Source organism: Cupriavidus sp. SZY C1 (assembly GCF_032190535.1).
Taxonomy (GTDB): domain Bacteria; phylum Pseudomonadota; class Gammaproteobacteria; order Burkholderiales; family Burkholderiaceae; genus Cupriavidus; species Cupriavidus pauculus_C.
The window spans coordinates 108,194-129,407 of the sequence record NZ_JAUANU010000007.1; the positions used below are offsets into that span (position 1 = coordinate 108,194).

The 21,214-nt window shown below is 68.4% G+C and carries 16 protein-coding genes and 1 pseudogene; 9 read left to right on the forward strand and 8 right to left on the reverse strand.

The window, feature by feature from the left end; translation table 11 throughout:
• Positions 1 to 147: 147 nt before the first annotated feature.
• Positions 148 to 3,012: an excinuclease ABC subunit UvrA gene (gene uvrA / locus QTN24_RS13170; protein ID WP_313837606.1), complete on the reverse strand. Its 2,865-nt coding sequence runs from the start codon at positions 3,010 to 3,012 to the stop codon at positions 148 to 150.
• A gap of 398 nt (positions 3,013 to 3,410) precedes the next feature.
• Between uvrA and QTN24_RS13175 the strand changes: the two genes are divergently transcribed.
• Together QTN24_RS13175 and QTN24_RS13180 are read left to right on the forward strand one after the other, a co-directional pair.
• Positions 3,411 to 4,661 carry an MFS transporter gene (locus tag QTN24_RS13175; RefSeq protein WP_124682518.1) on the forward strand — a complete coding sequence of 417 codons (1,251 nt, stop codon included), beginning with the start codon at positions 3,411 to 3,413 and terminating at the stop codon, positions 4,659 to 4,661.
• 219 nt (positions 4,662 to 4,880) lie between these two features.
• Positions 4,881 to 5,441, forward strand: a complete 561-nt coding sequence (locus tag QTN24_RS13180; protein WP_124682517.1) for a single-stranded DNA-binding protein — start codon at positions 4,881 to 4,883, stop codon at positions 5,439 to 5,441.
• Between the two features lie 67 nt (positions 5,442 to 5,508).
• Here QTN24_RS13180 and QTN24_RS13185 read toward each other — a convergent pair whose 3' ends face one another.
• From QTN24_RS13185 to QTN24_RS13210, 6 genes are all read right to left on the reverse strand, one after another.
• Positions 5,509 to 6,024 (reverse strand): arsenate reductase ArsC, encoded by a 516-nt coding sequence (locus tag QTN24_RS13185; protein WP_313837609.1) that lies wholly within the window; start codon positions 6,022 to 6,024, stop codon positions 5,509 to 5,511.
• 35 nt (positions 6,025 to 6,059) lie between these two features.
• Positions 6,060 to 6,557, reverse strand: coding sequence for an ArsI/CadI family heavy metal resistance metalloenzyme (locus tag QTN24_RS13190; RefSeq protein ID WP_313837611.1), 498 nt, complete (start codon positions 6,555 to 6,557; stop codon positions 6,060 to 6,062).
• A gap of 3 nt (positions 6,558 to 6,560) precedes the next feature.
• A complete protein-coding gene (locus tag QTN24_RS13195) occupies positions 6,561 to 6,890 on the reverse strand; it encodes an ArsR/SmtB family transcription factor (RefSeq protein WP_124682510.1) in 330 nt (109 codons plus the stop codon).
• A 75-nt stretch (positions 6,891 to 6,965) separates the two neighbouring features.
• The gene (gene cax / locus QTN24_RS13200) at positions 6,966 to 8,030 is read right to left on the reverse strand and encodes a calcium/proton exchanger (protein WP_313837614.1); all 1,065 of its coding nucleotides are present in this window, start codon (positions 8,028 to 8,030) and stop codon (positions 6,966 to 6,968) included.
• A 9-nt stretch (positions 8,031 to 8,039) separates the two neighbouring features.
• On the reverse strand, positions 8,040 to 9,731 hold the full coding sequence (gene aspT / locus QTN24_RS13205; protein WP_313837616.1) for an aspartate-alanine antiporter: 1,692 nt from the start codon (positions 9,729 to 9,731) through the stop codon (positions 8,040 to 8,042).
• A gap of 73 nt (positions 9,732 to 9,804) precedes the next feature.
• Complete coding sequence (locus tag QTN24_RS13210) at positions 9,805 to 11,439, reverse strand: bifunctional aspartate transaminase/aspartate 4-decarboxylase (RefSeq protein ID WP_313837618.1); 1,635 nt, start codon at positions 11,437 to 11,439, stop codon at positions 9,805 to 9,807.
• Positions 11,440 to 11,695: 256 nt separating this feature from the next.
• On the opposite strand from QTN24_RS13210, the gene QTN24_RS13215 reads away from it, so the two are divergent.
• The 6 genes from QTN24_RS13215 to QTN24_RS13240 all read left to right on the forward strand — a co-directional run bounded on the left by QTN24_RS13215 (position 11,696) and on the right by QTN24_RS13240 (position 18,690).
• On the forward strand, positions 11,696 to 14,461 hold the full coding sequence (locus QTN24_RS13215; protein WP_313837620.1) for a decarboxylase: 2,766 nt from the start codon (positions 11,696 to 11,698) through the stop codon (positions 14,459 to 14,461).
• Positions 14,462 to 14,582: 121 nt separating this feature from the next.
• The gene (locus QTN24_RS13220; RefSeq protein ID WP_313837622.1) at positions 14,583 to 15,176 is read left to right on the forward strand and encodes a hypothetical protein; all 594 of its coding nucleotides are present in this window, start codon (positions 14,583 to 14,585) and stop codon (positions 15,174 to 15,176) included.
• Between the two features lie 366 nt (positions 15,177 to 15,542).
• On the forward strand, positions 15,543 to 16,331 hold the full coding sequence (locus tag QTN24_RS13225; protein WP_313837624.1) for an amino acid ABC transporter substrate-binding protein: 789 nt from the start codon (positions 15,543 to 15,545) through the stop codon (positions 16,329 to 16,331).
• Positions 16,332 to 16,383: 52 nt separating this feature from the next.
• Positions 16,384 to 17,037, forward strand: coding sequence for an amino acid ABC transporter permease (locus tag QTN24_RS13230; RefSeq protein ID WP_313837626.1), 654 nt, complete (start codon positions 16,384 to 16,386; stop codon positions 17,035 to 17,037).
• 28 nt (positions 17,038 to 17,065) lie between these two features.
• On the forward strand, positions 17,066 to 17,815 hold the full coding sequence (locus QTN24_RS13235; RefSeq protein ID WP_313837760.1) for an amino acid ABC transporter ATP-binding protein: 750 nt from the start codon (positions 17,066 to 17,068) through the stop codon (positions 17,813 to 17,815).
• 101 nt (positions 17,816 to 17,916) lie between these two features.
• Positions 17,917 to 18,690 carry a DeoR/GlpR family DNA-binding transcription regulator gene (locus QTN24_RS13240; protein ID WP_124682503.1) on the forward strand — a complete coding sequence of 258 codons (774 nt, stop codon included), beginning with the start codon at positions 17,917 to 17,919 and terminating at the stop codon, positions 18,688 to 18,690.
• 10 nt (positions 18,691 to 18,700) lie between these two features.
• On the opposite strand, the gene QTN24_RS13245 is transcribed toward QTN24_RS13240, so the two are convergent.
• Positions 18,701 to 19,252 (reverse strand): cytochrome P460 family protein, encoded by a 552-nt coding sequence (locus QTN24_RS13245; RefSeq protein ID WP_313837628.1) that lies wholly within the window; start codon positions 19,250 to 19,252, stop codon positions 18,701 to 18,703.
• Between the two features lie 292 nt (positions 19,253 to 19,544).
• On the opposite strand from QTN24_RS13245, the pseudogene QTN24_RS13250 reads away from it, so the two are divergent.
• Positions 19,545 to 21,206, forward strand: a pseudogene (locus tag QTN24_RS13250) (SulP family inorganic anion transporter); the annotation flags it as partial.
• Positions 21,207 to 21,214 lie beyond the last annotated feature (8 nt).

Below are 21,214 nucleotides of genomic sequence, written 5' to 3' on the forward strand. Positions count from 1 at the left end.
CCTCTCCCGCACGCGGGACAGGGGCTTGGGGGTGAGGGCGTTGAGGTGCAAATTGCGACAAGTCGACGCTTGCACCGCCGGCCCTCACCCCCGACCCCTCTCCCGCCTGCGGGAGAGGGGAGAAAGAAGGTACCTGAGCGGGGCCCCTTATCCCCGCTTCAGCAACGGCTTCAGATACTTCCCGGTGAAGCTGGCCTTGCTGGCCGCTACCGTTTCCGGCGTGCCCTTGGCGATGACCTGGCCGCCGCCGGCGCCGCCTTCGGGGCCCATGTCGATCAGCCAGTCGGCGGTCTTGATGACGTCGAGGTTGTGCTCGATGATCACGACCGTGTTGCCGTGGTCGCGCAGCTTCTGGATGACCTTGAGCAGCAGCTCGATGTCGTGGAAATGCAGCCCGGTGGTCGGCTCGTCGAGGATGTAGAGCGTGCGGCCCGTGTCGCGCTTGGACAGTTCGAGCGACAGCTTCACGCGCTGCGCCTCACCGCCGGACAGCGTGGTGGCCGACTGGCCCAGCCGGATATAGCCCAGCCCCACGTCCAGCAGCGTCTGCAGCTTGCGGCGCACCACGGGCACGGCGCTGAAGAACTCGTGCGCCTGTTCCACGGTCAGGTCCAGCACCTCGGAGATATTGCGCCCCTTGTACTGCACTTCCAGCGTCTCGCGGTTGTAGCGCTGGCCGTGGCAGACGTCGCACGGCACGTAGACGTCGGGCAGGAAGTGCATCTCCACCTTGATCACGCCGTCGCCCTGGCACGACTCGCAGCGCCCGCCCTTGACGTTGAACGAGAACCGGCCCGGGTCGTAGCCGCGCTCCTTGGCCGACGGCACGCCCGCGAACAGCTCGCGGATCGGCGTGAACAGGCCCGTGTAGGTGGCCGGGTTCGACCGCGGCGTGCGGCCGATCGGGCTCTGGTCGACGTTGATGACCTTGTCGAAATGCTCCAGCCCGTCGATATGGTCGTGCGGCGCCGGCTCCGCCGTGGACCCGTACAGGTGGCGCGCCACGGCGTTGTACAGGGTGTCGTTGATCAGCGTCGACTTGCCCGATCCCGAGACACCGGTAATGCAGGTCAGCAGCCCGACCGGAATCTCGGCCGACACGTTGCGCAGGTTGTTGCCCGTGGCGTTGACGATGCGCAGCATGCGCTCCTCGTCGGGCGCGGCGCGCTGCTTCGGCACCTCGATCGTGCGCTGGCCGGACAGGTACTGGCCCGTCAGCGACGCCGGCGACTGCTCGATCTGCGCCGGCGTGCCCTCGGCCACGATCATTCCGCCATGCACGCCGGCACCCGGCCCGATGTCGACGACGTAGTCGCACGCGCGGATCATGTCCTCGTCGTGCTCCACCACCAGCACCGAGTTGCCGATATCGCGCAGATGCTTGAGGGTGCCGATCAGGCGGTCGTTGTCGCGCTGGTGCAGGCCGATGGACGGCTCGTCCAGCACGTACATCACGCCGGTCAGCCCCGAGCCGATCTGCGACGCCAGCCGGATGCGCTGCGCCTCGCCGCCCGACAGCGTGTCGGCGCTGCGCTCCAGCGACAGGTAGTCCAGTCCCACGTTATTGAGGAAGTTCAGCCGCGCCGAGATCTCCTTGACGATCTTGTCGGCAATCTCGCGCTTGGCGCCGTGCAGGTTCAGCGTCAGGAACCACGTCAACGCGTCGCGCAGCGGCAGGCTGTTGATCTCGTAGATGGCCCGCGCCTGCGCGTCCTCGCCAATCTTGACGTGGCGCGCCTCGGTGCGCAGCCGCGTGCCGTGGCAGACCGGGCACGCCTGGTTGTTCTGGTACTTGGCCAGTTCCTCGCGCACGGCCGCCGAATCGGTCTCGCGGTAGCGGCGCTCCAGATTCGGGATGATGCCCTCGAACGCATGCTCGCGCACCGTGGTGCGGCCGCGTTCGTTGATGTACGTGAACGGGATTTCCTGCTCGCCCGACCCCTGCAGCACCACCTGCTGCACCTCGGCGGGCAGGTCCTCGAACGCGGTCTCGGTGTCGAAGTCGAAATAGGCCGCCAGGCTCTGCAGCATCTGGAAGTAGAACTGGTTGCGGCGGTCCCAGCCCTTGATGGCGCCCGAGGCCAGCGACAGGTTCGGAAAGGCCACCACGCGCTTCGGGTCGAAGAACGTGATCTGGCCCAGCCCGTCGCAGCTCGGGCAGGCGCCCATCGGGTTGTTGAACGAGAACAGCCGCGGCTCCAGCTCCTGCAACGAATACGAGCAGATCGGGCAGGCAAAGCGCGAGCTGAAGACGTGCTCGTGGCCCGTGTCCATCTCCAGCGCGATGGCGCGGCCGTCGGCCAGCCGCAGGGCGGTTTCGAACGATTCGGCCAGCCGCTGCTTGATGTCGGCGCGCACCTTGACGCGGTCCACGACCACGTCGATCGAGTGCTTCTCGGTCTTCTTGAGCTTGGGCAGGCTGTCCACCTCGTAGACCTTGGCGGCCGCCTCGTGCGCCGTGCCGCCGCCCGAGCGGATGCGAAAACGCACGAAGCCCTGCGCCTGCATGGCATCGAACAGGTCCGTGTGCTCGCCCTTGCGGTCCGAGACCACCGGCGCCAGGATCATCAGCTTGGTGTCCTCGGGCAGCGCCAGCGCGGCGTCCACCATCTGCGAGACGCTCTGGGCCTGCAGCGCGATGTGGTGATCGGGGCAGTAGGGCGTGCCGGCGCGGGCGTAGAGCAGGCGCAGGTAGTCGTGGATCTCGGTGACGGTGCCGACGGTGGAGCGGGGATTGTGGCTGGTGGCCTTCTGTTCGATCGAGATCGCCGGGGACAGCCCCTCGATCAGGTCGACGTCGGGCTTTTCCATCAGTTGCAGGAACTGGCGGGCGTAGGCGGACAGCGATTCGACGTAGCGGCGCTGGCCCTCGGCGTAGAGCGTGTCGAACGCCAGCGAGGACTTGCCCGAGCCCGACAGGCCCGTGATCACCACCAGCTTGTTGCGCGGCAGGTCCAGGTTGATGTTCTTCAAATTGTGGGTGCGCGCCCCACGGATCTTGATTTCTTCCATATCCCGTTCGTTCGCCCGGTGGGCCGCGGCCAGCAGCATGCCGGCCGTGCCCGCGGAAATTCGATGTGCCTTGCCCGACGCCTGGAATGGCCCGCCGCACGCGGCCGCCAGCCCGCTGCCGCGCACTTTTCCGGGTCCCGCCCGCACTGCACGTGACCGGGAAAGCGCGAGAAGCAAACCTGCTAATATACCGAACTTCGGTTTCCGGGGTTGCCCGGCGCCAGACGGCCCCGCCCGGGCGCCCGGCCGCCAGCGGCGCTGGCGTCACGGCGGCGGCGGGCCGATCAATGTCCGCCACGCCAGACATGGCGGTACCTGGCAACTCGCGGGCACCGGCCCGATCGAAGCTGCCAGGCTGCCGATGCGGCGACCGGACCAGAATTCCACCAACGACCGCGATGCCGTCGATCCCGCCTTCTTCTCCTAGCCTTGCCGCCGACCCGGCCCCCGCCGAGACCCTGCGCGACCGCATGACGCGCGGCGAACTGCGCGCGAGCCTGTCGCTGGCCAGCATCTTCGCCCTGCGCATGCTGGGCCTGTTCCTGATCCTGCCCGTCTTTGCCGAATTCGCGCGCACGCTGCCCGACGGGCACGACGCCCAGCGCGTGGGCCTGGCCATGGGCATTTACGGCCTGATGCAGGCGTTCCTGCACATCCCGCTGGGCTGGCTGTCGGACCGCGTGGGCCGCAAGCCGGTCATGGTGGCCGGCCTGCTGCTGTTCGTGGCCGGCGGGCTGGTGGCGGCCTTTGCCGATACGCTGACCGGCATCACCGTGGGCCGCGCGCTGCAGGGCATGGGCGCCATCTCGGCGGCCATCACGGCCTGCATTGCCGACCTGACGCGCGAGCGCCATCGCACCAAGGCCATGGCGATGGTGGGCGGCAGCATCGGCCTGACGTTCGCGCTGTCGCTGGTGATTGCATCGCCGCTGCTGCACGCCATCGGCATGCCCGGCATCTTCGGCCTGATGGCGGTGCTGGGCGTGCTGGCCATCGGCGTCACGATCTTCCTGGTGCCAGCCCCGCCGCCGCCGCATCCGGTGCAACTGCCGTTCCGGCAGGTGCTGCTCAACGCCGACCTGATCCGCCTGAACGTGGGCGTGCTGGCGCTGCACGCCAGCCAGGTGGCGATGTTCATGGTGGTGCCGGCCATGCTGGCCGACGCCGGGATGCCGCTGGACCAGCACTGGAAGGTGTACCTGCCCGTGGTGCTGGTGTCGTTCCTGCTGATGCTCGGGCCGATGATGGCCGCCGAGCGCTACGGCAAGGTGCGGCCGGTGCTGCTGGCGTCCGTGGCGCTGATGACGGCCGTGCAGTTGCTGTTCGCCACCGTGCACGGGCTCTGGCCGATCGCCGGCGTGCTGCTGCTGTTCTTTGTCGCGTTCAACGTGCTGGAGGCCATGCAGCCGTCGCTGGTGTCGCGCTACGCGGCCGCCAGCCGTGGTGCCGCGCTGGGCATCTACAACACCACGCAGGCGCTGGGGCTGTTCCTGGGCGGCGTGGCGGGCGGCTGGCTGCTCAAGCACGAAGGCCGCCCGGCAGTGTTCGTGGGCTGCGCGGCCGTGCTGCTGCTCTGGCTTATAATCGCCTGGAGCATGAAGGCGCCGCCGGCCCGCAAGCAGGAAGCCGGCCCGGCCGTGGCGGCTTAGACACACTTTTTAAAGTCTCCGCAACAGCCCGAAACGCTTTTTCCCGATACAGGCGGTAGCATTCGACACGCGCCCGACGGTCTCTCCGGACGGCGCGTGATGTCGTTAACGGGCGGCATCCCGGGCGTTCCGGCGCCCGTCGCGCCGCCACCCATCCCGCGAACCTCGCACTACGTTTAACGCCGCGCTGAAAGGGCGCGGTCCTTGGAGATCTTCACCATGGCATCGGTCAACAAAGTCATCCTCGTCGGCAACCTGGGCGCCGACCCGGAAACCCGCTACATGCCCAGCGGCGACGCCGTCACCAACATCCGGCTCGCGACGACCGACCGCTACAAGGACAAGCAGAGCGGCGAGTTCAAGGAAGCGACCGAATGGCACCGCATCGCGTTCTTCGGCAAGCTGGCCGAGATCGCCGGCCAGTACCTGCGCAAGGGTTCGTCGGTCTATATCGAAGGCCGCATCCGCACCCGCAAGTGGCAGGACCAGTCCGGCCAGGACAAGTACAGCACCGAAATCGTCGCCGACCAGATGCAGATGCTGGGCGCCCGCCAGGGCGGCGGTGGCGGCGGTGACGAGGGTGGCTACGGCGGCGGTGGCGGTGGTGGCGGCGGCTACAGCCGCGAATCGCAAGGCGGCAGCGGTGGCGCCGGCTACGGCGGCGGCCGCGGCCAGGGCGGCGGCGGTGCTGGTGGCAGCGGCGGCCAGCAGGGCGGCCAGCGTCGCCAGCAACAGTCGTCGAACGGCTTCGAGGATATGGACGACGATATTCCGTTCTGAAGCGGCCCCGGCCCCCACGGAAAGACAAGAACCCCGCGATTCGCGGGGTTTTTTTATTGCGGCAGGCTCACGCGCCCGCCGCGGGCGGCTGCTCGCCGATGGCGCGCATTTCGCGGTGGATGGCGTTGCGGTCCAGCACGTGCAGGGGCAGGTTCACGAACAGCGTGACGCGGTTCAGGATCTGGCGGAAGACCTGGTCGAAGACCTTGCGCTTCTCGTCGTCGGAGCCCTGAATGGCGGCCGGGTCCATGAAGCCCCAGTGCGCGGTCATCGGCGTGCCGGGCCAGATCGGACAGGTCTCGCCGGCGGCCTGGTCGCAGACCGTGATGACGAAGTCCATCTGCGGCGCGCCGGGCTGGGCGAACTCGTCCCAGCCCTTGCTGCGCAGGTTCGCGGTGTCGTAGCCAATGGACCGGCACAGGTCGACCGCCATCGGATGGACCCGGCCGGTCGGCTGGCTGCCGCCGCTGTAGGCCCGGAAGCGGCCCTTGCCCAGCACGTTGAACAGCGCCTCGGCCATCACGCTGCGGGCGGAGTTGCCGGTGCAGAGCACCAGCACGTTGTACGTCTTGTTGTCGGACATGGCTGCCTCGGGATGCGGTTGAGGGGGCGGGGGGCTCAGCAGCAGCCGGAGGCCGGCGTGCAGCCACGGGCCGGGGTGGCCGGGGAGGCGGGCTGCGGCACGGCGTCGAACTGACGTGGCACGCAGCAGGCCGACGCCTCGGCGCCGCGGTCGCGCGATTCGCCGTAGGTGGGCGCGTCGCCGAGCGTCTGGAACGATTCCCACGCGATGCCGGTGGGGTCCACCGACCAGTGCTTGCTCGATCGGGCGTAGCAGCAGTTCGTCTCGGACTGCGTCTGCATCGGCAGGTCCGCGCTGGCCAGCCGCGCCTGCATTGCCGCCAGTTCGTCGGCCGTTTCCACCTGGATGCCCAGGTGGTCCACGCCGGGCTGGTCGGTGCGATTCGAGATCGCGAAGTTCACGTGTGGGTCGTCGAGCGCCCACTTGGCATAGTCGTCGCGCACGACGGTGGGTTCGGCGTCGAACAGGGCCGAGTAGTAGCGGATGCTGGCCGACAGGTCGGCCACGCTGACGTGGACGTGAAAGCGCTTCATGGTTCAGGACTCCGTGGCGGCGGAACAGGCGGACACCGGCGAACACGGCGCGCCGCCGCAGCAGTTCTCGGTGAGGTAGCCCAGCAGGGCATTCATGGTTTCGAAGCGGGCCATGTAGACGATGGAGCGGCCTTCCTGGCGGCTGGCCAGCAGGCCCGCGCGGTGCAATTCCTTGAGGTGGAACGACAGCGACGAGGCCGGCATCTCCATCAACTCGGCAATGCGGCCGGCCGGCAGCCCGTCGGGGCCGGCCTGGACCAGCAGACGGAAAACGGCCAGCCGGGCGGCATGGGCCAGTGCGGCGAGCGCTTCGATGGCTTGAGTAGTTTCCATTATTCGAATGTAGTCGAAATATGGAAACTAGGCAAGGTGGGAATGTGTCCCGTGCCGGGGTGGAACTTCCGCAACTTACGCAGGCAGGAAGAAAAACGTCAGCGCCAGCGTGAAGTAGACGACCAGCAGTTGCATGCCCTTGAACCAGTCGGCATACCCGTCGCTGGCCATCTGGGCCGTGACGACCACGGCCAGGATCACCACCAGCACCAGCGCCGGCCGGAACGCCAGGTCCATCGGCACGGGGCCGATGAACAGGCTGGCCAGTACCAGGACCGGGGCGACGAACAGCGCCACCTGCACGCTGGAGCCGACGGCGATGGAAAAGGACAGGTCCATGCGGTTGTTCATCGCCGCGGTAATGGCCGTGGCGTGCTCGGCGGCGTTGCCGAGGATGGCCACCACGAACGCGCCGACGAAGATCGTGCTGAGCCCGTACCGCGCCATCATCGGCGTGATCGACCCCACGAGGATCTCGCTCATCCAGGCCGTGCCGGCGGTGGCAACTACCAGGATCGCCACGGCGCGCGGGATGGAGACGTGGGCCGGGGCCGCCGGCGCGTGCCCCGTGTCGGCCGGGCGGACGCCACGAAACAGGTCCGGGTGCGTGGCCAGCGAGAACACCAGGTACAGCGCGTAGACCAGCAACAGCGCCACGGAGAGATAAACGCTGAGCCAGTTCAGCGTGGCCGATGTACCGCCGACGGTCTCGAACGCCGCGGGCAGGATCAGCGCGATGGCCGACAGGATCAGCATGGTCGCCTGCGAGCGCGCCCCGCGCGGGTTGAACTGCTGCTCGTGGTAGCGCGTGCCGCCGGCCAGCATTGCCGCGCCAAACACCAGCAGCAGGTTGCCGACGATGGACCCGACGATCGACGCCTCCACCACCTCGTGCAGCCCGGCGCGCAACGCCACCAGCGCGATGATCAGCTCGGCCGCGTTGCCGAACGTCGCGTTCAGCAGGCCGCCCACGGCTTCGCCCAGGTGCTCGGCCAGCGCCTCCGTGGCCCGGCCCATCTGCTGCGCCAGCGGCAGGATGGCCACGGCCGAGACGACGAAGATGGCCAGGTGCTGGTGCGGCGCGAGCAGCTCGGCCGCGATGGCGATCGGGACGAAGACCAGCAGGTAGTGCAGCCGCATGCCGCGCCGTCAAGACAGGATCATGATGACCACCATCCCCCAGATCGTCAGCAGCGTGTTGCCGACCGCGTAGGTTACCGTATAGCCCAGCCCCGGCACCTGGCTCCTGGCCGCCTCGCAGACCATGCCCAGGGCCGCCGTGGTGGTGCGGGAGCCGGCGCAGATGCCCAGGATCAGCGCCGGGTGGAAGCGGAACACGTACTTGGCCAGGAACATGCCCAGGATCAGCGGCACCGTGGTGGCGAAGATGCCCCACAGGAACAGGCTGATGCCCAGCTTCTGCAGCCCGGCAATGAATCCCGGCCCGGCCGAGATGCCCACGACGGCGATGAACACGTTCAGCCCCACCGAGTTCATGAACCAGAGCGTCGGCTCGGGAATGCGGCCGAACGTCGGGTGGATGGCGCGGAACCAGCCGAACACGATGCCGGCGATCAGCGAGCCGCCAGCCGTCGAGATCGTGATCGGGATGCCCGCCACGTTGATGACGATGGCGCCGATCAGCGCGCCCACCGTGATCGCCAGCGACACGAACGCCACGTCGGTGACCGTGGTCGGCCGGTCCACGTAGCCGAGCTGCCGCGCGGCGGCGTTGATGTCCTGCGTGCGGCCCACCACCGTGATGACGTCGCCGCGGTATAGCCGCGTCTTCGGCAGCACGGGGATGACCGTCTCGGTCGGGCCGCGCTTGATCTTCTTCAGGAACACGCCGCGCGCGCCGGGCCAGCGCGCCAGCGCCTCCAGCGGCTTGTCGTCCACCTCCTTGCTGGTGATGTAGATGTCCACGCCTTCGGTCGGCATGTTCAGCAGTTCGGCGTCTTCCACCTCGCGCCCGCTCGGGCCCAGCCGCAGGATCATCTGGTCGCGCTTGCCGCCGATGGCCACCACGTCGTTGGCCTCGATCACGGTGTTCTGGTCCACCTCGATGATCTTGCCGTCGCGGCGAATCCGCTCGATGAACGCCCGCACGCCTTCGCGCGTGCCGGCTTCGAGCTCGGCCACCGTCCGGCCGATGAACACGCTTTCCGGCGCCACGGCATAGGCGCGCACCTCGAAGTCGTGCCACTCGGTGGCGCCGCTGGCGCTCGACGTGCCGGCGCCAAGCATCGCCTCGTACTCGCGGCAGGCGCCCACCAGGTCGATGCCGAGCAGCTTGGGCCCGATCTGCGCCAGGATGATGGCCGACCCGACCGTGCCGAAGATGTACGTCACGGCGTAGGCAATGGGCATGCCGTCCAGCAGCACCTTGGTTTCCTCGGGCGAGCGGCCGAGCCGGTTGATGGCGTCGGTGGCCAGCCCCATCGACGCCGAGATGGTCTGCGAGCCGGCAAACAGCCCGGCCGCCGACCCAAGGTCGTAGCCGGCGATCATCGCCGCCGCCACGGCCGCGCCCAGCGAGAACACCGCCATGATCGCCGCGAAGATGGCCTGCGGCACGCCGTCCTTGGCGATGCCGCGCACGAACTGCGGCCCCACCCCGTACCCCACGGCGAACAGGAACATCAGGAAGAAGACCGACTTCACGTTGGCCGATATCTTGACGCCCAGGATGCCGATGACGATGGCCACCAGCAGCGTCGACGTCACCGCGCCCAGGCTGAACCCCTTGAAGCTCTTGCCGCCCACCCAGTATCCGATGCCGAGCGCCAGGAAGATGGCGATCTCCGGATAGGCCTTCAGCGTGTCGACGAACCAGGTCATGGTCTTCCCTCCGGGTGTTCGAGCCGTGTTGTGCGGGAGCGAAAGGGGCAGCAGGGCGCGGGCCGTCCGCGCGCTACGTCTTCTTCGGCTTGTCCGACTTGTTCCCGTTGCCGTTGCCCTTGCCCAGCGCGCGGTACCGTTCCAGGTACTCGTCGCGCAGCTTGCGCACCGAGCGGCCGATCTTCACGTAGTCCTCTTCGTTGAGATTGGCCAGCGAGACGCGGCCCGACGGGTGCCGCGTGCCAAAGCCGCCGCCGGGCAGCAGCACCACGCCGGCCTCCTCGGCCAGCCGGAACAGCAGCTCGTGTGGCTGCACCTGGTCCAGCAGCCAGGTCACGAACTCCGGTCCCACCTCGCGGCTCATCTGCTCGACGTCGAGCAGCGTGTAGTAATCCACCACGTTCTCGTCCACCTCGGCCATCCGGGCGCCCATGCCGCGGTACAGCGCCGCCTTGCGGCTGCGGATCAGGCGCTTCATCGTCTGCTTGTAGGTCTCGGCCGTGTCCATGAGCGAGAACAGCGAGAACAGCACCATCTGCACCTGCTGCGGCGTGGACAGGCCGGCCGTATGGTTCAGCGCCACGGTGCGGCTGTCGGCCACCACGCGGTCGATGAACGGCAGCTTCTCCGGCGCGGTGGTGATCGACGCATAGCGCTTGTTCAGGCCCTCGCGCTCGTCCCTGGGCAGCTCGGCGATCTTGCTGTCCAGCAGGTTGGTCTTGTGCGTGGCGATGACGCCCAGCCGCCAGCCCGTGGCGCCAAAGTACTTCGAGTACGAATAGACCAGGATGGTGTTCTGCGGGCACATGGCGAACAGCGACACGAAGTTGTCGGCAAAGGTGCCGTAGACGTCGTCGGTCAGGATGATCAGGTCGGGCCGCTCCTGCACGATCTCGGTGATGTACTGCAGGCTTTCGTCGCTGACGCGCACCGACGGCGGGTTGCTCGGGTTGACCAGGAAGAACGCCTTGACCTTGGGGTCGCGCAGCCTGTCCAGTTCCTCCCTGGCGTACTGCCAGCCGGCCGCCGGGTCGGCGTCGATCGACAGTTCGGTCAGGTGGTACTCGGCCAGCTCGGGAATCTCGATGTAGGGCGTGAAGATCGGCATGCCCAGCGCGATGGTGTCGCCCGGCTTGAGCAGGTGGTTCACCCGCATCGAGTTGAACAGGTACGTCATGGCCGCCGTGCCGCCTTCCACGGCGTACAGGTCGAAGTCGCCCACGAACGGGTGCCGGCCAATCATCTCGCGGCGGACGTACTGCTTGACGATCTTCTCGGTCAGCCGGAGCATCCGGTCCGGCACGGGATAGTTGCAGGCCAGGATGCCTTCGCACATCTCGTACAGGAAGTCGCCGCCGTCCAGCCCGAGCTGGTCCCGCACGAACGACACCGCGCCGGCCAGGAACTGCACGCCGGGCACGTCGCGGTGCTCGCGGGCGAACAGGTCGAAGCGCTCCTCGATGCCGGCGCGGCGCGGAAAGCCGCCCACGCCGGCCGTCAGGTACGAGAACGACCGCTCCGACTCGATCATCGCGAACAGGCCAAGCTGCCAGAAGCCATGGCGGGGCACCGTGGCCAGGAAGTTCGGATTGCCGCGCCCGGCGTTGAGCATCAGCCGGTTCGTGGCGCTGCCCGCGAGCTTGATCAGCTCGTCCTTCAGTTCGAATGGCGAAAGGTTCTCCAGGCCGGAGGTATCCCGCTTGTTCATTGCCCGTCTCCTCGAATCGTCAGAGGGCCGTCCGCGGCTGCCGGTGTGCCGGGCGCGGGCGTGGCCACAAAATCCCGATACTCAAGCTAGTCGGCGATTGGCACGCGCTCAATTGGCCCAAAGCCCTACCACGGGGCATTGCGTGCATTGCTGCGGTGCACGGGGGACCAAGGTCCAATGGCAGCGGCGTGTGGATGTCCAACATTGATGGGATGGACGCCGGCCCAGGCCGGTCCCTTGCCTGTGGAGGCGAATCATGGAACGTTCCGAGCACCCGTCCCGGCCGCGCGGCCTGCACCAGTTCCTTTCGGCGTCGGAAGGCCGCATCGACCGGTGGCGCACGCTGCATCGGCTGGCGCGCCAGCTGGCCGCGGCGCCGCAGGACGACGCGTCTTACGCCACCCAATGCCGCGAGGTGATCCAGGAGCTGGCGCCGCTGGAGCAGTACAACGGCTATCCGGGCGTGGAACTGTTCGGCCAGGTGGAGGCGCGGCTGGCGCAGCGTGACTGGGCCAGCCTGGAAAAGCTCGTGCGGCGCATCAGCACGGCGCTGCTGTCCAACAGCTACCGCGACGAGCGCGAGGCGTGGCTGGTGGAGGACGAGGGCGAGACGCGGTTGCCCGAGTTCCTGCCGCCGTCGATCGGCAAGGGCCAGAGCCGCAAGCCGTACTTCGAGCTGCTGATCGTGGCGGCCGGCGAGCCGTCCACGTGGGGCGATCTGCGCGCGTCGTTCCGCCGGCTGCGCCGCGACGAGGACGCGTTCATCTACGAGACCGTGGTGGTGGGCAACTTCGAGGACGCGCTGCTGGCGGCGATCTTCAACTACAACCTGCAGTCGGTGCTGATCGTCGACGGCTTCACGTTCGCGTCGCCGAACACGACGCCCGCGCTGCGCGAGATCATCACGCGCAACACGCCGGTGGGCACGGGGCAGGGCACCGGCGATACCGGCGCCACGCTGGCGCGCGTGCTGCGCCGGCTGCGGCCGGAACTGGACGTCTTCCTGTCGACGGACCGCGACGTCGGCCACCTGGCCGGCTCCGACGAGGCCGCGCCGCTGCGCCGCATCTTCTACGGCGCCGAGGAACCGATGGAGATCCACCTGGCCATCCAGGAAGGCGTCAAGGACCGCTACGAGACGCCGTACTTCGACAACCTGAAGCACTACGCCCAGCGGCCCATCGGCACGTTCCACGCGCTGCCGGTGGCGCGCGGCAAGTCGATCTTCAAGTCGAACTGGATCCGCGACATGGGCGAGTTCTACGGCGCCAACCTGTTCCTGGCGGAGTCGTCGGCCACCACGGGCGGCCTGGACAGCCTGCTGGAGCCTACCGGCAACATCCGCCGCGCGCAGGAAAAGGCGGCCCGCGCGTTTGGTGGCGACCGCAGCTTCTTTGTCACGAACGGCACGTCCACCGCCAACAAGATCGTGCACCAGGCGATGCTGATGCCCGGCGACATCGTGCTGATCGACCGCGACTGCCACAAGTCGCACCACTACGGCGTGGTGCTGGCCGGCGCGCAGCCGCTCTACATCGACGCCTACCCGCTGACCCAGTACTCGATGTACGGCAGCCTGGCCATCCGGCCGATCAAGCAGGCGCTGCTGGCGCTGAAGGCCGAAGGCAAGCTCGACCGCGCCCGGATGCTGGTGCTGACCAACTGCACGTTCGACGGCCACATCGCCAACGTGCGGCGCACCATGCTGGAATGCCTGGCCATCAAGCCGGACTTGGTCTTCCTGTGGGACGAAGCCTGGTACGGCTACGCGCGGTTCTCGCCGCTGCTGCGCATGCGCACCGCCATGGGCGCCGCCTACAAGCTGCGCCGGATGATGGCCGACCCGGCCTACCAGAGCCGGTACGAGGCGTACCGCGAGACGGTCAAGGACATCCCCGACGACGACCCGCGGCTGCTGGACATGGAACTGCTGCCCGACCCGGCGCGCACGCGGGTGCGGGTCTACCAGACCGAGTCCGTCCACAAGTCGATGTCGGCGCTGCGGCAGGGGTCGATCATCGTCGTGGCCGACCAGGATTTCCACACGGTGGAGGCGCCGTTCAAGGAGGCGTTCTTCACGCACACGTCGACGTCGCCGAACCTGCAGATCATCGCGTCGATCGACCTCGCGCGGCGCCAGATGGAGCTGGAAGGCTACGAGTTGGTGCAGCGCGCGCTGCAGCTTGCCATCGAGCTGCGCCAGGAGATCAACGAGCACCCGCTGATCTCGAAGTATTTCCGCGCGGCCACGCCGGCCGAGATGATCCCCGAGCAGTACCGGCTGTCCGGCTTTGCCGACTACGCCGCGCCCGACAAGACGCTGGCGGACACCGCCCAGGCCGTGCGCGAGGACGAGTTCTTCCTGGATCCCACCCGCATCACGCTGCTGTGCGGCGCGGCCGGCTACGACGGCACCCAGTTCAAGGGGCTGCTGGCCGAGCAGTACGATATCCAGATCAACAAGACGTCGCGCAACAGCGTGCTGGTGCAGATCAACATCAACAACACCCGCAGCGACCTGGCGCACCTGATCAAGGCGCTGGCCGACATCTCGCGCAACCTGGACCGCAGGCTGGAGGAAGGCGGCGAGAGCGAGCGGGCCACGTTTGCCGCGCGCGTCAAGGCGCTGGTGGAGGACGTGCCGGACCTGCCCAACTTCAGCCGCTTCCACGACGCGCTGCGGCTGGATCCGCGCAGCCAGACGCCCGAGGGCGACATGCGTCGCGCCTACTACCTGGCATACCGGCCGGAATGCTGCGAATGCATCAGGCTGAACGACCCGCGCATCGACCAGCGGCTCGCCGACGGCCCGGAACTGGTATCGGCCAAGTTCGTCATCCCGTATCCGCCGGGCTTTCCGATCATGGTGCCGGGGCAGGTCATCACGCCCGAGACCATCATGTTCATGCGCAAGCTGGACGTGAAGGAGATCCACGGCTTCAACGCGGCGCGCGGGCTGGAGCTGATCCGCCCCGAAGCGCTGGGCGCGGATGGCGACGGGGCGCGGGCGGACCGGGGCTGACGTTGGCCCAAAGGCCATTCGGGAAAGCGGCGCGAACTCCTAGAATCGAGATCGAACGCAGGCCCGGCCCGGCCCGGCCGGGGCCGCCGCAACGCCTCTTTGACCGCGAAGGAGTACCACGATGAGAAAGACGCTGCTCGCATCCCTGTTCATGGCTGCCGGGCTGCTGGCCGCCTTGCCGGGCCATGCACAACCCGACATGAAGACCGACCTGACGCGCACGCCGGGGCAGGCCACCGCGTCGGGCACGGTCACGGCGACCGCCGTCATCACCGCCATCGACGCGGCCAACCGCAAGCTGACGCTGAAGACGCAGCAGGGCAAGACCGTGGAGATGACGGTCGGCCCCGAGGCGCGCAACTTCGAACAGCTCAAGGTGGGCGACAAGGTCACAGTGTCTTACCGCGAGGCGCTGACCGTGAGCCTGAAGAAGGGCAGTGGCGCCGCGTCGATGCAGGAAAAGGAGATTGCCGACCGCGCGCAGCCGGGCGCGCGTCCCGGCGGCACCGTGGGCCGCGAGGTCACGGTGGTGGCCCAGGTGGTGGCCGTGAACCGCGAGGCGCAGATCGTGACCGTCAAGGGCCCGCGCGGCCAGATCGTCGACCTGATGGTCAGCGATCCCGACCAGATGAAGGACGTCAAGAAGGGCGACCGCGTGCAGGCCGTCTACACCGAGGCCGTGGCGGTGTCCGTGGAACCGGGCGCTGCCAAGTAGCCCCGCCGGCGCCGGCCGGGGAGGATCCGGCCCGGCGCGTGGCCTTGTCGAAGTGCCTCGCGCGCAACATATTGCGCCGCTTTCGCACGGATTTTTGCCGCCGCATCAGGGTTTTCGCGGGGAGGGGCGCTGTAGAATAGCGCCCTGCCGACTCCCCGGCCGGCCCGGCGCGCCCTGCGACGCCGCCCGCGCCGGGTAGCCGAGCGTCCAGGCATCCCCGCTTTCCTGCGCGAATCGCCCAGCGCGACTCCGCCGATCGCAATCCCGATCCCGCCTTTTCCTGCCCGCCGGCCGACACTGTCCCTGGGCCGGCGGCGTGACGCGGATGCCGGACGCGCCACCGCGACACCCTTATCTCCTCGAACCATGAAGAAAATTGCAGCCGTATTCCTGATCTCCGGTCTTTCGTTGCTGGCCGCCTGCGGCAAGGGCGACCCGAAGCCGGCGGCCAGCCAGCCCAGCGCCAGCACCGCCATCGTCGTCGGCCTGGACGACAACTTCCCGCCGATGGGCTTCCGCGACGCCAACAACCAGCTCGTCGGCTTCGACATCGACATGGCCAAGGAGGCCGCGCAGCGCCTGGGCATGACCGTGGAGTTCAAGCCGATCGACTGGAGCGCCAAGGAGGCCGAGCTGAACGGCAAGCGCGTGGACGTGCTCTGGAACGGGCTGACGATCACCGAGGAGCGCAAGAAGAACATCAGCTTCACGGACCCGTACATGACCAACCACCAGATCGTCATCGTCACGGCCAAGTCGCCCATCCAGGCCAAGGCCGACCTGGCCGGCCGCATCGTCGGCGCGCAGGACGGCAGCAGCGCCGTGGACGCCATCAAGAAGGAAGCCAGCCTGGCCGCCAGCATGAAGGAGCTGAAGACCTTTGGCGACAACGTCACCGCGCTGATGGACCTGTCCGCCGGCCGGCTGGACGCCGTGGTGGTGGACGAGGTGGTGGGCCGCTACCTGGCAGGCAAGCGCGCCGGCGAATACCGCGTGCTGACCGAGAACTTCGGCACCGAGGACTACGGCGTGGGCGTGCGCAAGGACGACGCGGAGCTGCTGGCCAAGCTGAACAAGACGCTGGCGGCAATGAAGCAGGACGGCACGGCCGGCCGCCTGGCCACGCAGTGGTTCGGCGCCGACATCACCAAGTAAGACTCACCCAGGCCGCCGGCGCCCGGTCGGGCCAGCGGCGTGACGTTTCAGCATGGACTACGTTCTTTCTCTCCTGCCGCCGATGGTGGACGGGGCCAGGGTCACCCTGACCCTGTTCGCCATCACGCTCGCGCTGTCGGTCCCGCTGGGCCTGGTGCTGGCCCTGCTGCGCATTTCGGCCTGGAAGCCGGTCAGCACGCTCGTCAACGGCTATATCTGGCTGATGCGCGGCACGCCGCTGATGCTCCAGATGCTGTTCATCTACTTCGCGCTGCCGTTCGTGCCGTACGTCGGCATCCGGCTGCCGGACTTCCCGGCCGCCGTGGTGGCGTTCGCGCTGAACTACGCGGCGTACTTCGCCGAGATCTTCCGCGCGGGCATCCAGTCCGTGGAGCGCGGCCAGTACGAGGCCAGCAAGACGCTGGGCCTGAGCTACTTTCAGACCATGCGGCGCATCGTGCTGCCGCAGATGATCGGCCGCGTGCTGCCGCCGGTCAGCAACGAGACCATCACGCTGGTCAAGGACACGTCCCTGATCTACGTGCTCGCGCTCAACGACATCCTGCGCACCGCCCGCAGCATCGTGCAGCGCGATTTCACGACCACCCCGTTCCTGGTGGCCGCGCTCTTCTACCTGGTGATGACGCTGGTCCTGACGTGGATGTTCCAACGGCTGGAGAAACGCTATGCAAGATACGATCAATGAGCCCGCCGGCGTGCGCGCGCGCCCGTTGATGGTGGGGGCGCGCGACATCCACAAGTCGTTCGGCCCGCTGGAAGTGCTGAAGGGCGTGTCGCTGTCGCTGCGCAAGGGCGACGTGACGGCCGTGATCGGGCCGTCCGGCTCGGGCAAGAGCACGCTGCTGCGCTGCCTGAACCACCTGGAGGTGATCGACGCCGGCACGCTGGAGATCGAGGGCGAGCGGCTGGCGTACACGGAGGGCGGCGTCGTGCACTACGCGCGGGGCGCCGACCTGCGCCGCATCTGCGGCCGGATGGGCATGGTGTTCCAGTCGTTCAACCTGTTCCCGCACCTGACCGTGCTGCAGAACCTGATCGAGGCGCCGATGACGGTCAAGGGCCTGTCCCGCGACAGCATCGTGCCGGTGGCCGACGACCTGCTGCGCAAGGTGGGCCTGTTCGACAAGCGCGACAGCTACCCGTCGCGGCTGTCGGGCGGGCAGAAGCAGCGCGTGGCGATTGCCCGCGCGCTGGCGATGGCGCCCGACATCATGCTGTTCGACGAGCCCACGTCGGCGCTGGACCCGGAACTCACCGGCGAGGTGCTGCGCACGATGCGCCAGCTTGCCGACGAGCACATGACGATGCTGGTGGTCACGCACGAGATGGGCTTTGCCCGCGAGGTGGCCAACCACGTGGTGTTCATGGACGGCGGCAAGGTGGTCGAGGAAGGCGCGCCGGCGCAGTTGTTCGGCGCCCCGGGCCACGCCCGCACGCGGGAATTCCTGACCCGCGTGTTCTAGGCGGCGCACGCGGCGCCGGGTCAGTGGGAAGGCGTCACGGAAGTGTCACATTCCCGGCTTACATTTTCGTTCGACCATGCACCATGCGCGAATGAAACCCGATGAGCCCGACCCTGACCCCGCGGCAGCGTGAAATCTTCGGCTGGCTGAACGACGCCGGCTACCTGAGCACCGAGCAACTGGCCAGCCGCTACGGCGTGAGCAGCCAGACCATCCGGCGCGACATCAACGAACTGAGCCTGCAGGGGCTGGCACGGCGCATGCACGGCGGCCTGAGCCTGCCGGCCAGCCAGCACAATATCAGCTACCTCCAGCGCAGCACGGCCCACGTTGAGCGCAAGCGCCGCATCGCGCAGGCCGCGCTCGGCATGGTCGAGGCCGATGCCACGGTATTCCTGGGCTACGGCACCACGGTCACCGAGTTCGCGCGCGCACTGCCGGCCGACCTGCCGCTGCGCGTGGTGACCAACAACCTGGGCGTGGTGCACGCGCTGGCCGACAAGCCGCGCATCGAGACCTGGGTGGCCGGCGGCCGGCTGCGCACGGGCGACCTGGACGTGATGGGCAGCGCCACGCTGGACTTCATGCGCCGGTTCCGCGCGCACGTCACCATCTGCAGCGCCGCCGGGCTCGACGAGGACGGCACGTTCTACGAATTCCAGCCCGAGGAGGCCGAACTGAGCCAGGTGCTGCTGGCGCAGAGCCATCTGCGCGTGCTGCTGGCCGACAGCAGCAAGTGCCTGCGCAACGCGCCATGCCGCGTGGCCGGGCTGGAACAGATCGACCACCTGTTCACCGACGCCGGCGCCACCGACACGCTGCCCACGCTGCCGGCCCTCTGCGAGCACGCCAGCGTGGCGCTGCACGTGTGCTGACCGGGCCCGCCTACTGGCCGATGCCGCCGGTATCCACCGGGGCCAGCCGGTTGAACACGTAGTCGCGGTCCTTGACCACGGTGTGGCACGCAAAGCAGGCCTGCGGGTTGCCCGCCGCCTTGCCGCTGTCGAACTCGGCATAGCCCCAGCCGCCCGTGGACGCGTACTTGACCGAATCCTTGACCATGAACTGCACGCCGTTCTTCGGATGCCCGGCCACGTGCGACTGCGGCTTGCCGAACGCGGCGGCGCTCTCGGGCAGCGCGTCGTAGCTCCACGCCAGCCGCGCCAGCACGGTGCCGTCGGGCAGCGGGTACTTGCCGCGTTGCAGCGCGGCAATCGCCACGTCGTTGCCCAGGATGGCGCGGATGTCGTCGTTCTTGCCTTCCTCGCGCGCCACGGTCACCAGCTTCCAGTCGCGGAAGCCGGGCGGGATGCGGACGCCGTTCGGCGCCACGCCGTCCGGGGTGGCGGGTTCGGCGTGCAGGGCCGGCGCGGCGGCTGCGGCGGCTGCGGCGGCCAGGGCCAGCGCGGACAGCCAGGTCGGGATCGATCGCTTCATGGGAATCTCCTGCGCGTCGGGCGCATGTCGTCATGACCGCCAGCATGGCCGCGCGGCGGCGCCGGCCGTTTTGTGCAGCGCGCAGCCGTTTCGGGTTTGCCGGATCGGTCACGCCCGGCTTGCTTTGGCCGCCCCGGGGCCTATGCTGAATCCGACCGGTCGCCCGGCGTGATTCCACGACAAGAAGGGTTCCATGGCATCGACTACCCCCACGCCCAACCCCTCCGGCCCCTCGGGACTGGACGCCCCCGCGCCCCCGGCTGGCTGGCTGCGCTGGCTGCCCGGGCTGGCCATGCTGAAGACCTACCAGCCGGCGTGGCTGCCGCGCGACCTGGCCGCCGGGCTGGTGCTGACCACGATGCTGGTGCCGGTGGGCATCGCCTACGCCGAGGCGTCGGGCGTGCCGGGCGTCTACGGGCTCTACGCGACGATCATCCCGCTGCTGGCCTACGCGCTGTTCGGGCCCAGCCGCATCCTGGTGCTGGGCCCCGATTCCGCGCTGGCCGCGCCGATCCTGGCCGTGGTGCTGAGCGTGTCCGGCGGCGACCCGGCGCGCGCGGTGGCCACCGCCAGCCTGATGGCCATCGTCTCGGGCGTGTTCTGCATCGTGCTGGGCCTGCTGCGGCTGGGGTTCATCACCGAACTGCTGTCCAAGCCCATCCGCTACGGCTACATGAACGGCATCGCGCTGACCGTGCTGGTCAGCCAGCTACCCAAGCTGTTCGCCATCCCGATCGACGACGCCGGCCCGCTGCGCGAACTCTGGCAGCTGGTGCAGCGCATCGCGCAGGGCCAGACCAACTGGTACAGCTTTGGCGTGGGCGCGGCCAGCCTGGCGGTGATCCTGGCGCTCAAGCGCTTCGACCGCGTGCCGGGCATCCTGATCGCCGTGATCCTGGCCACGCTGGCGGTCAGCGTGTTCCAGCTGGATGACCGCGGCGTCAAGGTGCTGGGCGAGATCCCGCAGGGCCTGCCGGTCTTTGCCATCCCGTGGCTGACCGGCGCCGACGTGGTCAAGATCGTGCTGGGCGGCTGCGCCGTGGCGATGATCGCGTTTGCCGATACCAGCGTGCTGTCGCGCACGTACGCCGCGCGCACCCATACCAAGGTCGATCCGAACCAGGAGATGGTGGGGCTGGGCGCGGCCAACCTGGCGGCAGGTTTCTTCCAGGGCTTTCCGATCAGCAGCAGCGCATCGCGCACGCCGGTGGCCGAGGCGGCCGGCGCGCGCTCGCAACTGACCGGCGTGGTCGGCGCCCTGGCCGTGGCCGCGCTGCTGCTGGTGGCGCCCAACCTGCTGCGCTACCTGCCGAACAGCGCGCTGGCCGCCGTGGTCATCGCCGCCGCCATCGGCCTGTTCGAGTTCAAGGACTTGCGGCGCATCTACCGCATCCAGCAGTGGGAGTTCTGGCTGTCGATGCTGTGCTTCGCGGCCGTGGCCGTGTTCGGCGCCATCCCGGGCATCTGCCTGGCGATCGTCGTGGCCGTGGTCGAGTTCCTGTGGGACGGCTGGCGGCCCCATTTCGCGGTGCTGGGCCGCGTGCCGAACCTGCGCGGCTACCACGACCTGAAGCGCTACCCGCACGCGGCGCGCGTGGACGGGCTGGTGCTGTTCCGCTGGGATGCGCCGCTGTTCTTCGCCAACGCCGAGCTGTTCCAGCAACGGCTGCTGGAGGCCGTGGAGGCATCGCCCACGCCCGTGCGCCGTGTGGTGGTGGCCGCCGAGCCCGTGACCAGCGTCGACGTGACGTCGGCCGACATGCTGCGCGAACTGGGCCAGCACCTGGCGCAGGACGGCATCGCGCTCCATTTCGCCGAGATGAAAGACCCGGTGCGCGACAAGCTCAAGCGCTTCGAGCTGACCGAGGTGTTCAGCGACCACCGCTTCCACCCGACCGTGGGCAGCGCGGTCGACGACTACATGGACAGCCGCGGCATGCGCAAGCCGCCCGAAAAGCTGGC

Bases quoted from the DNA above. Each gene is read 5' to 3' on its own strand.
- uvrA (WP_313837606.1), bottom strand. From the start codon at position 3,012: ATGGAAGAAATCAAGATCCGTGGGGCGCGCACCCACAATTTGAAGAAC.
- QTN24_RS13175 (WP_124682518.1), top strand. From the start codon at position 3,411: ATGCCGTCGATCCCGCCTTCTTCTCCTAGCCTTGCCGCCGACCCGGCC.
- QTN24_RS13180 (WP_124682517.1), top strand. From the start codon at position 4,881: ATGGCATCGGTCAACAAAGTCATCCTCGTCGGCAACCTGGGCGCCGAC.
- QTN24_RS13185 (WP_313837609.1), bottom strand. From the start codon at position 6,024: ATGTCCGACAACAAGACGTACAACGTGCTGGTGCTCTGCACCGGCAAC.
- QTN24_RS13190 (WP_313837611.1), bottom strand. From the start codon at position 6,557: ATGAAGCGCTTTCACGTCCACGTCAGCGTGGCCGACCTGTCGGCCAGC.
- QTN24_RS13195 (WP_124682510.1), bottom strand. From the start codon at position 6,890: ATGGAAACTACTCAAGCCATCGAAGCGCTCGCCGCACTGGCCCATGCC.
- cax (WP_313837614.1), bottom strand. From the start codon at position 8,030: ATGCGGCTGCACTACCTGCTGGTCTTCGTCCCGATCGCCATCGCGGCC.
- aspT (WP_313837616.1), bottom strand. From the start codon at position 9,731: ATGACCTGGTTCGTCGACACGCTGAAGGCCTATCCGGAGATCGCCATC.
- QTN24_RS13210 (WP_313837618.1), bottom strand. From the start codon at position 11,439: ATGAACAAGCGGGATACCTCCGGCCTGGAGAACCTTTCGCCATTCGAA.
- QTN24_RS13215 (WP_313837620.1), top strand. From the start codon at position 11,696: ATGGAACGTTCCGAGCACCCGTCCCGGCCGCGCGGCCTGCACCAGTTC.
- QTN24_RS13220 (WP_313837622.1), top strand. From the start codon at position 14,583: ATGAGAAAGACGCTGCTCGCATCCCTGTTCATGGCTGCCGGGCTGCTG.
- QTN24_RS13225 (WP_313837624.1), top strand. From the start codon at position 15,543: ATGAAGAAAATTGCAGCCGTATTCCTGATCTCCGGTCTTTCGTTGCTG.
- QTN24_RS13230 (WP_313837626.1), top strand. From the start codon at position 16,384: ATGGACTACGTTCTTTCTCTCCTGCCGCCGATGGTGGACGGGGCCAGG.
- QTN24_RS13235 (WP_313837760.1), top strand. From the start codon at position 17,066: ATGGTGGGGGCGCGCGACATCCACAAGTCGTTCGGCCCGCTGGAAGTG.
- QTN24_RS13240 (WP_124682503.1), top strand. From the start codon at position 17,917: ATGAGCCCGACCCTGACCCCGCGGCAGCGTGAAATCTTCGGCTGGCTG.
- QTN24_RS13245 (WP_313837628.1), bottom strand. From the start codon at position 19,252: ATGAAGCGATCGATCCCGACCTGGCTGTCCGCGCTGGCCCTGGCCGCC.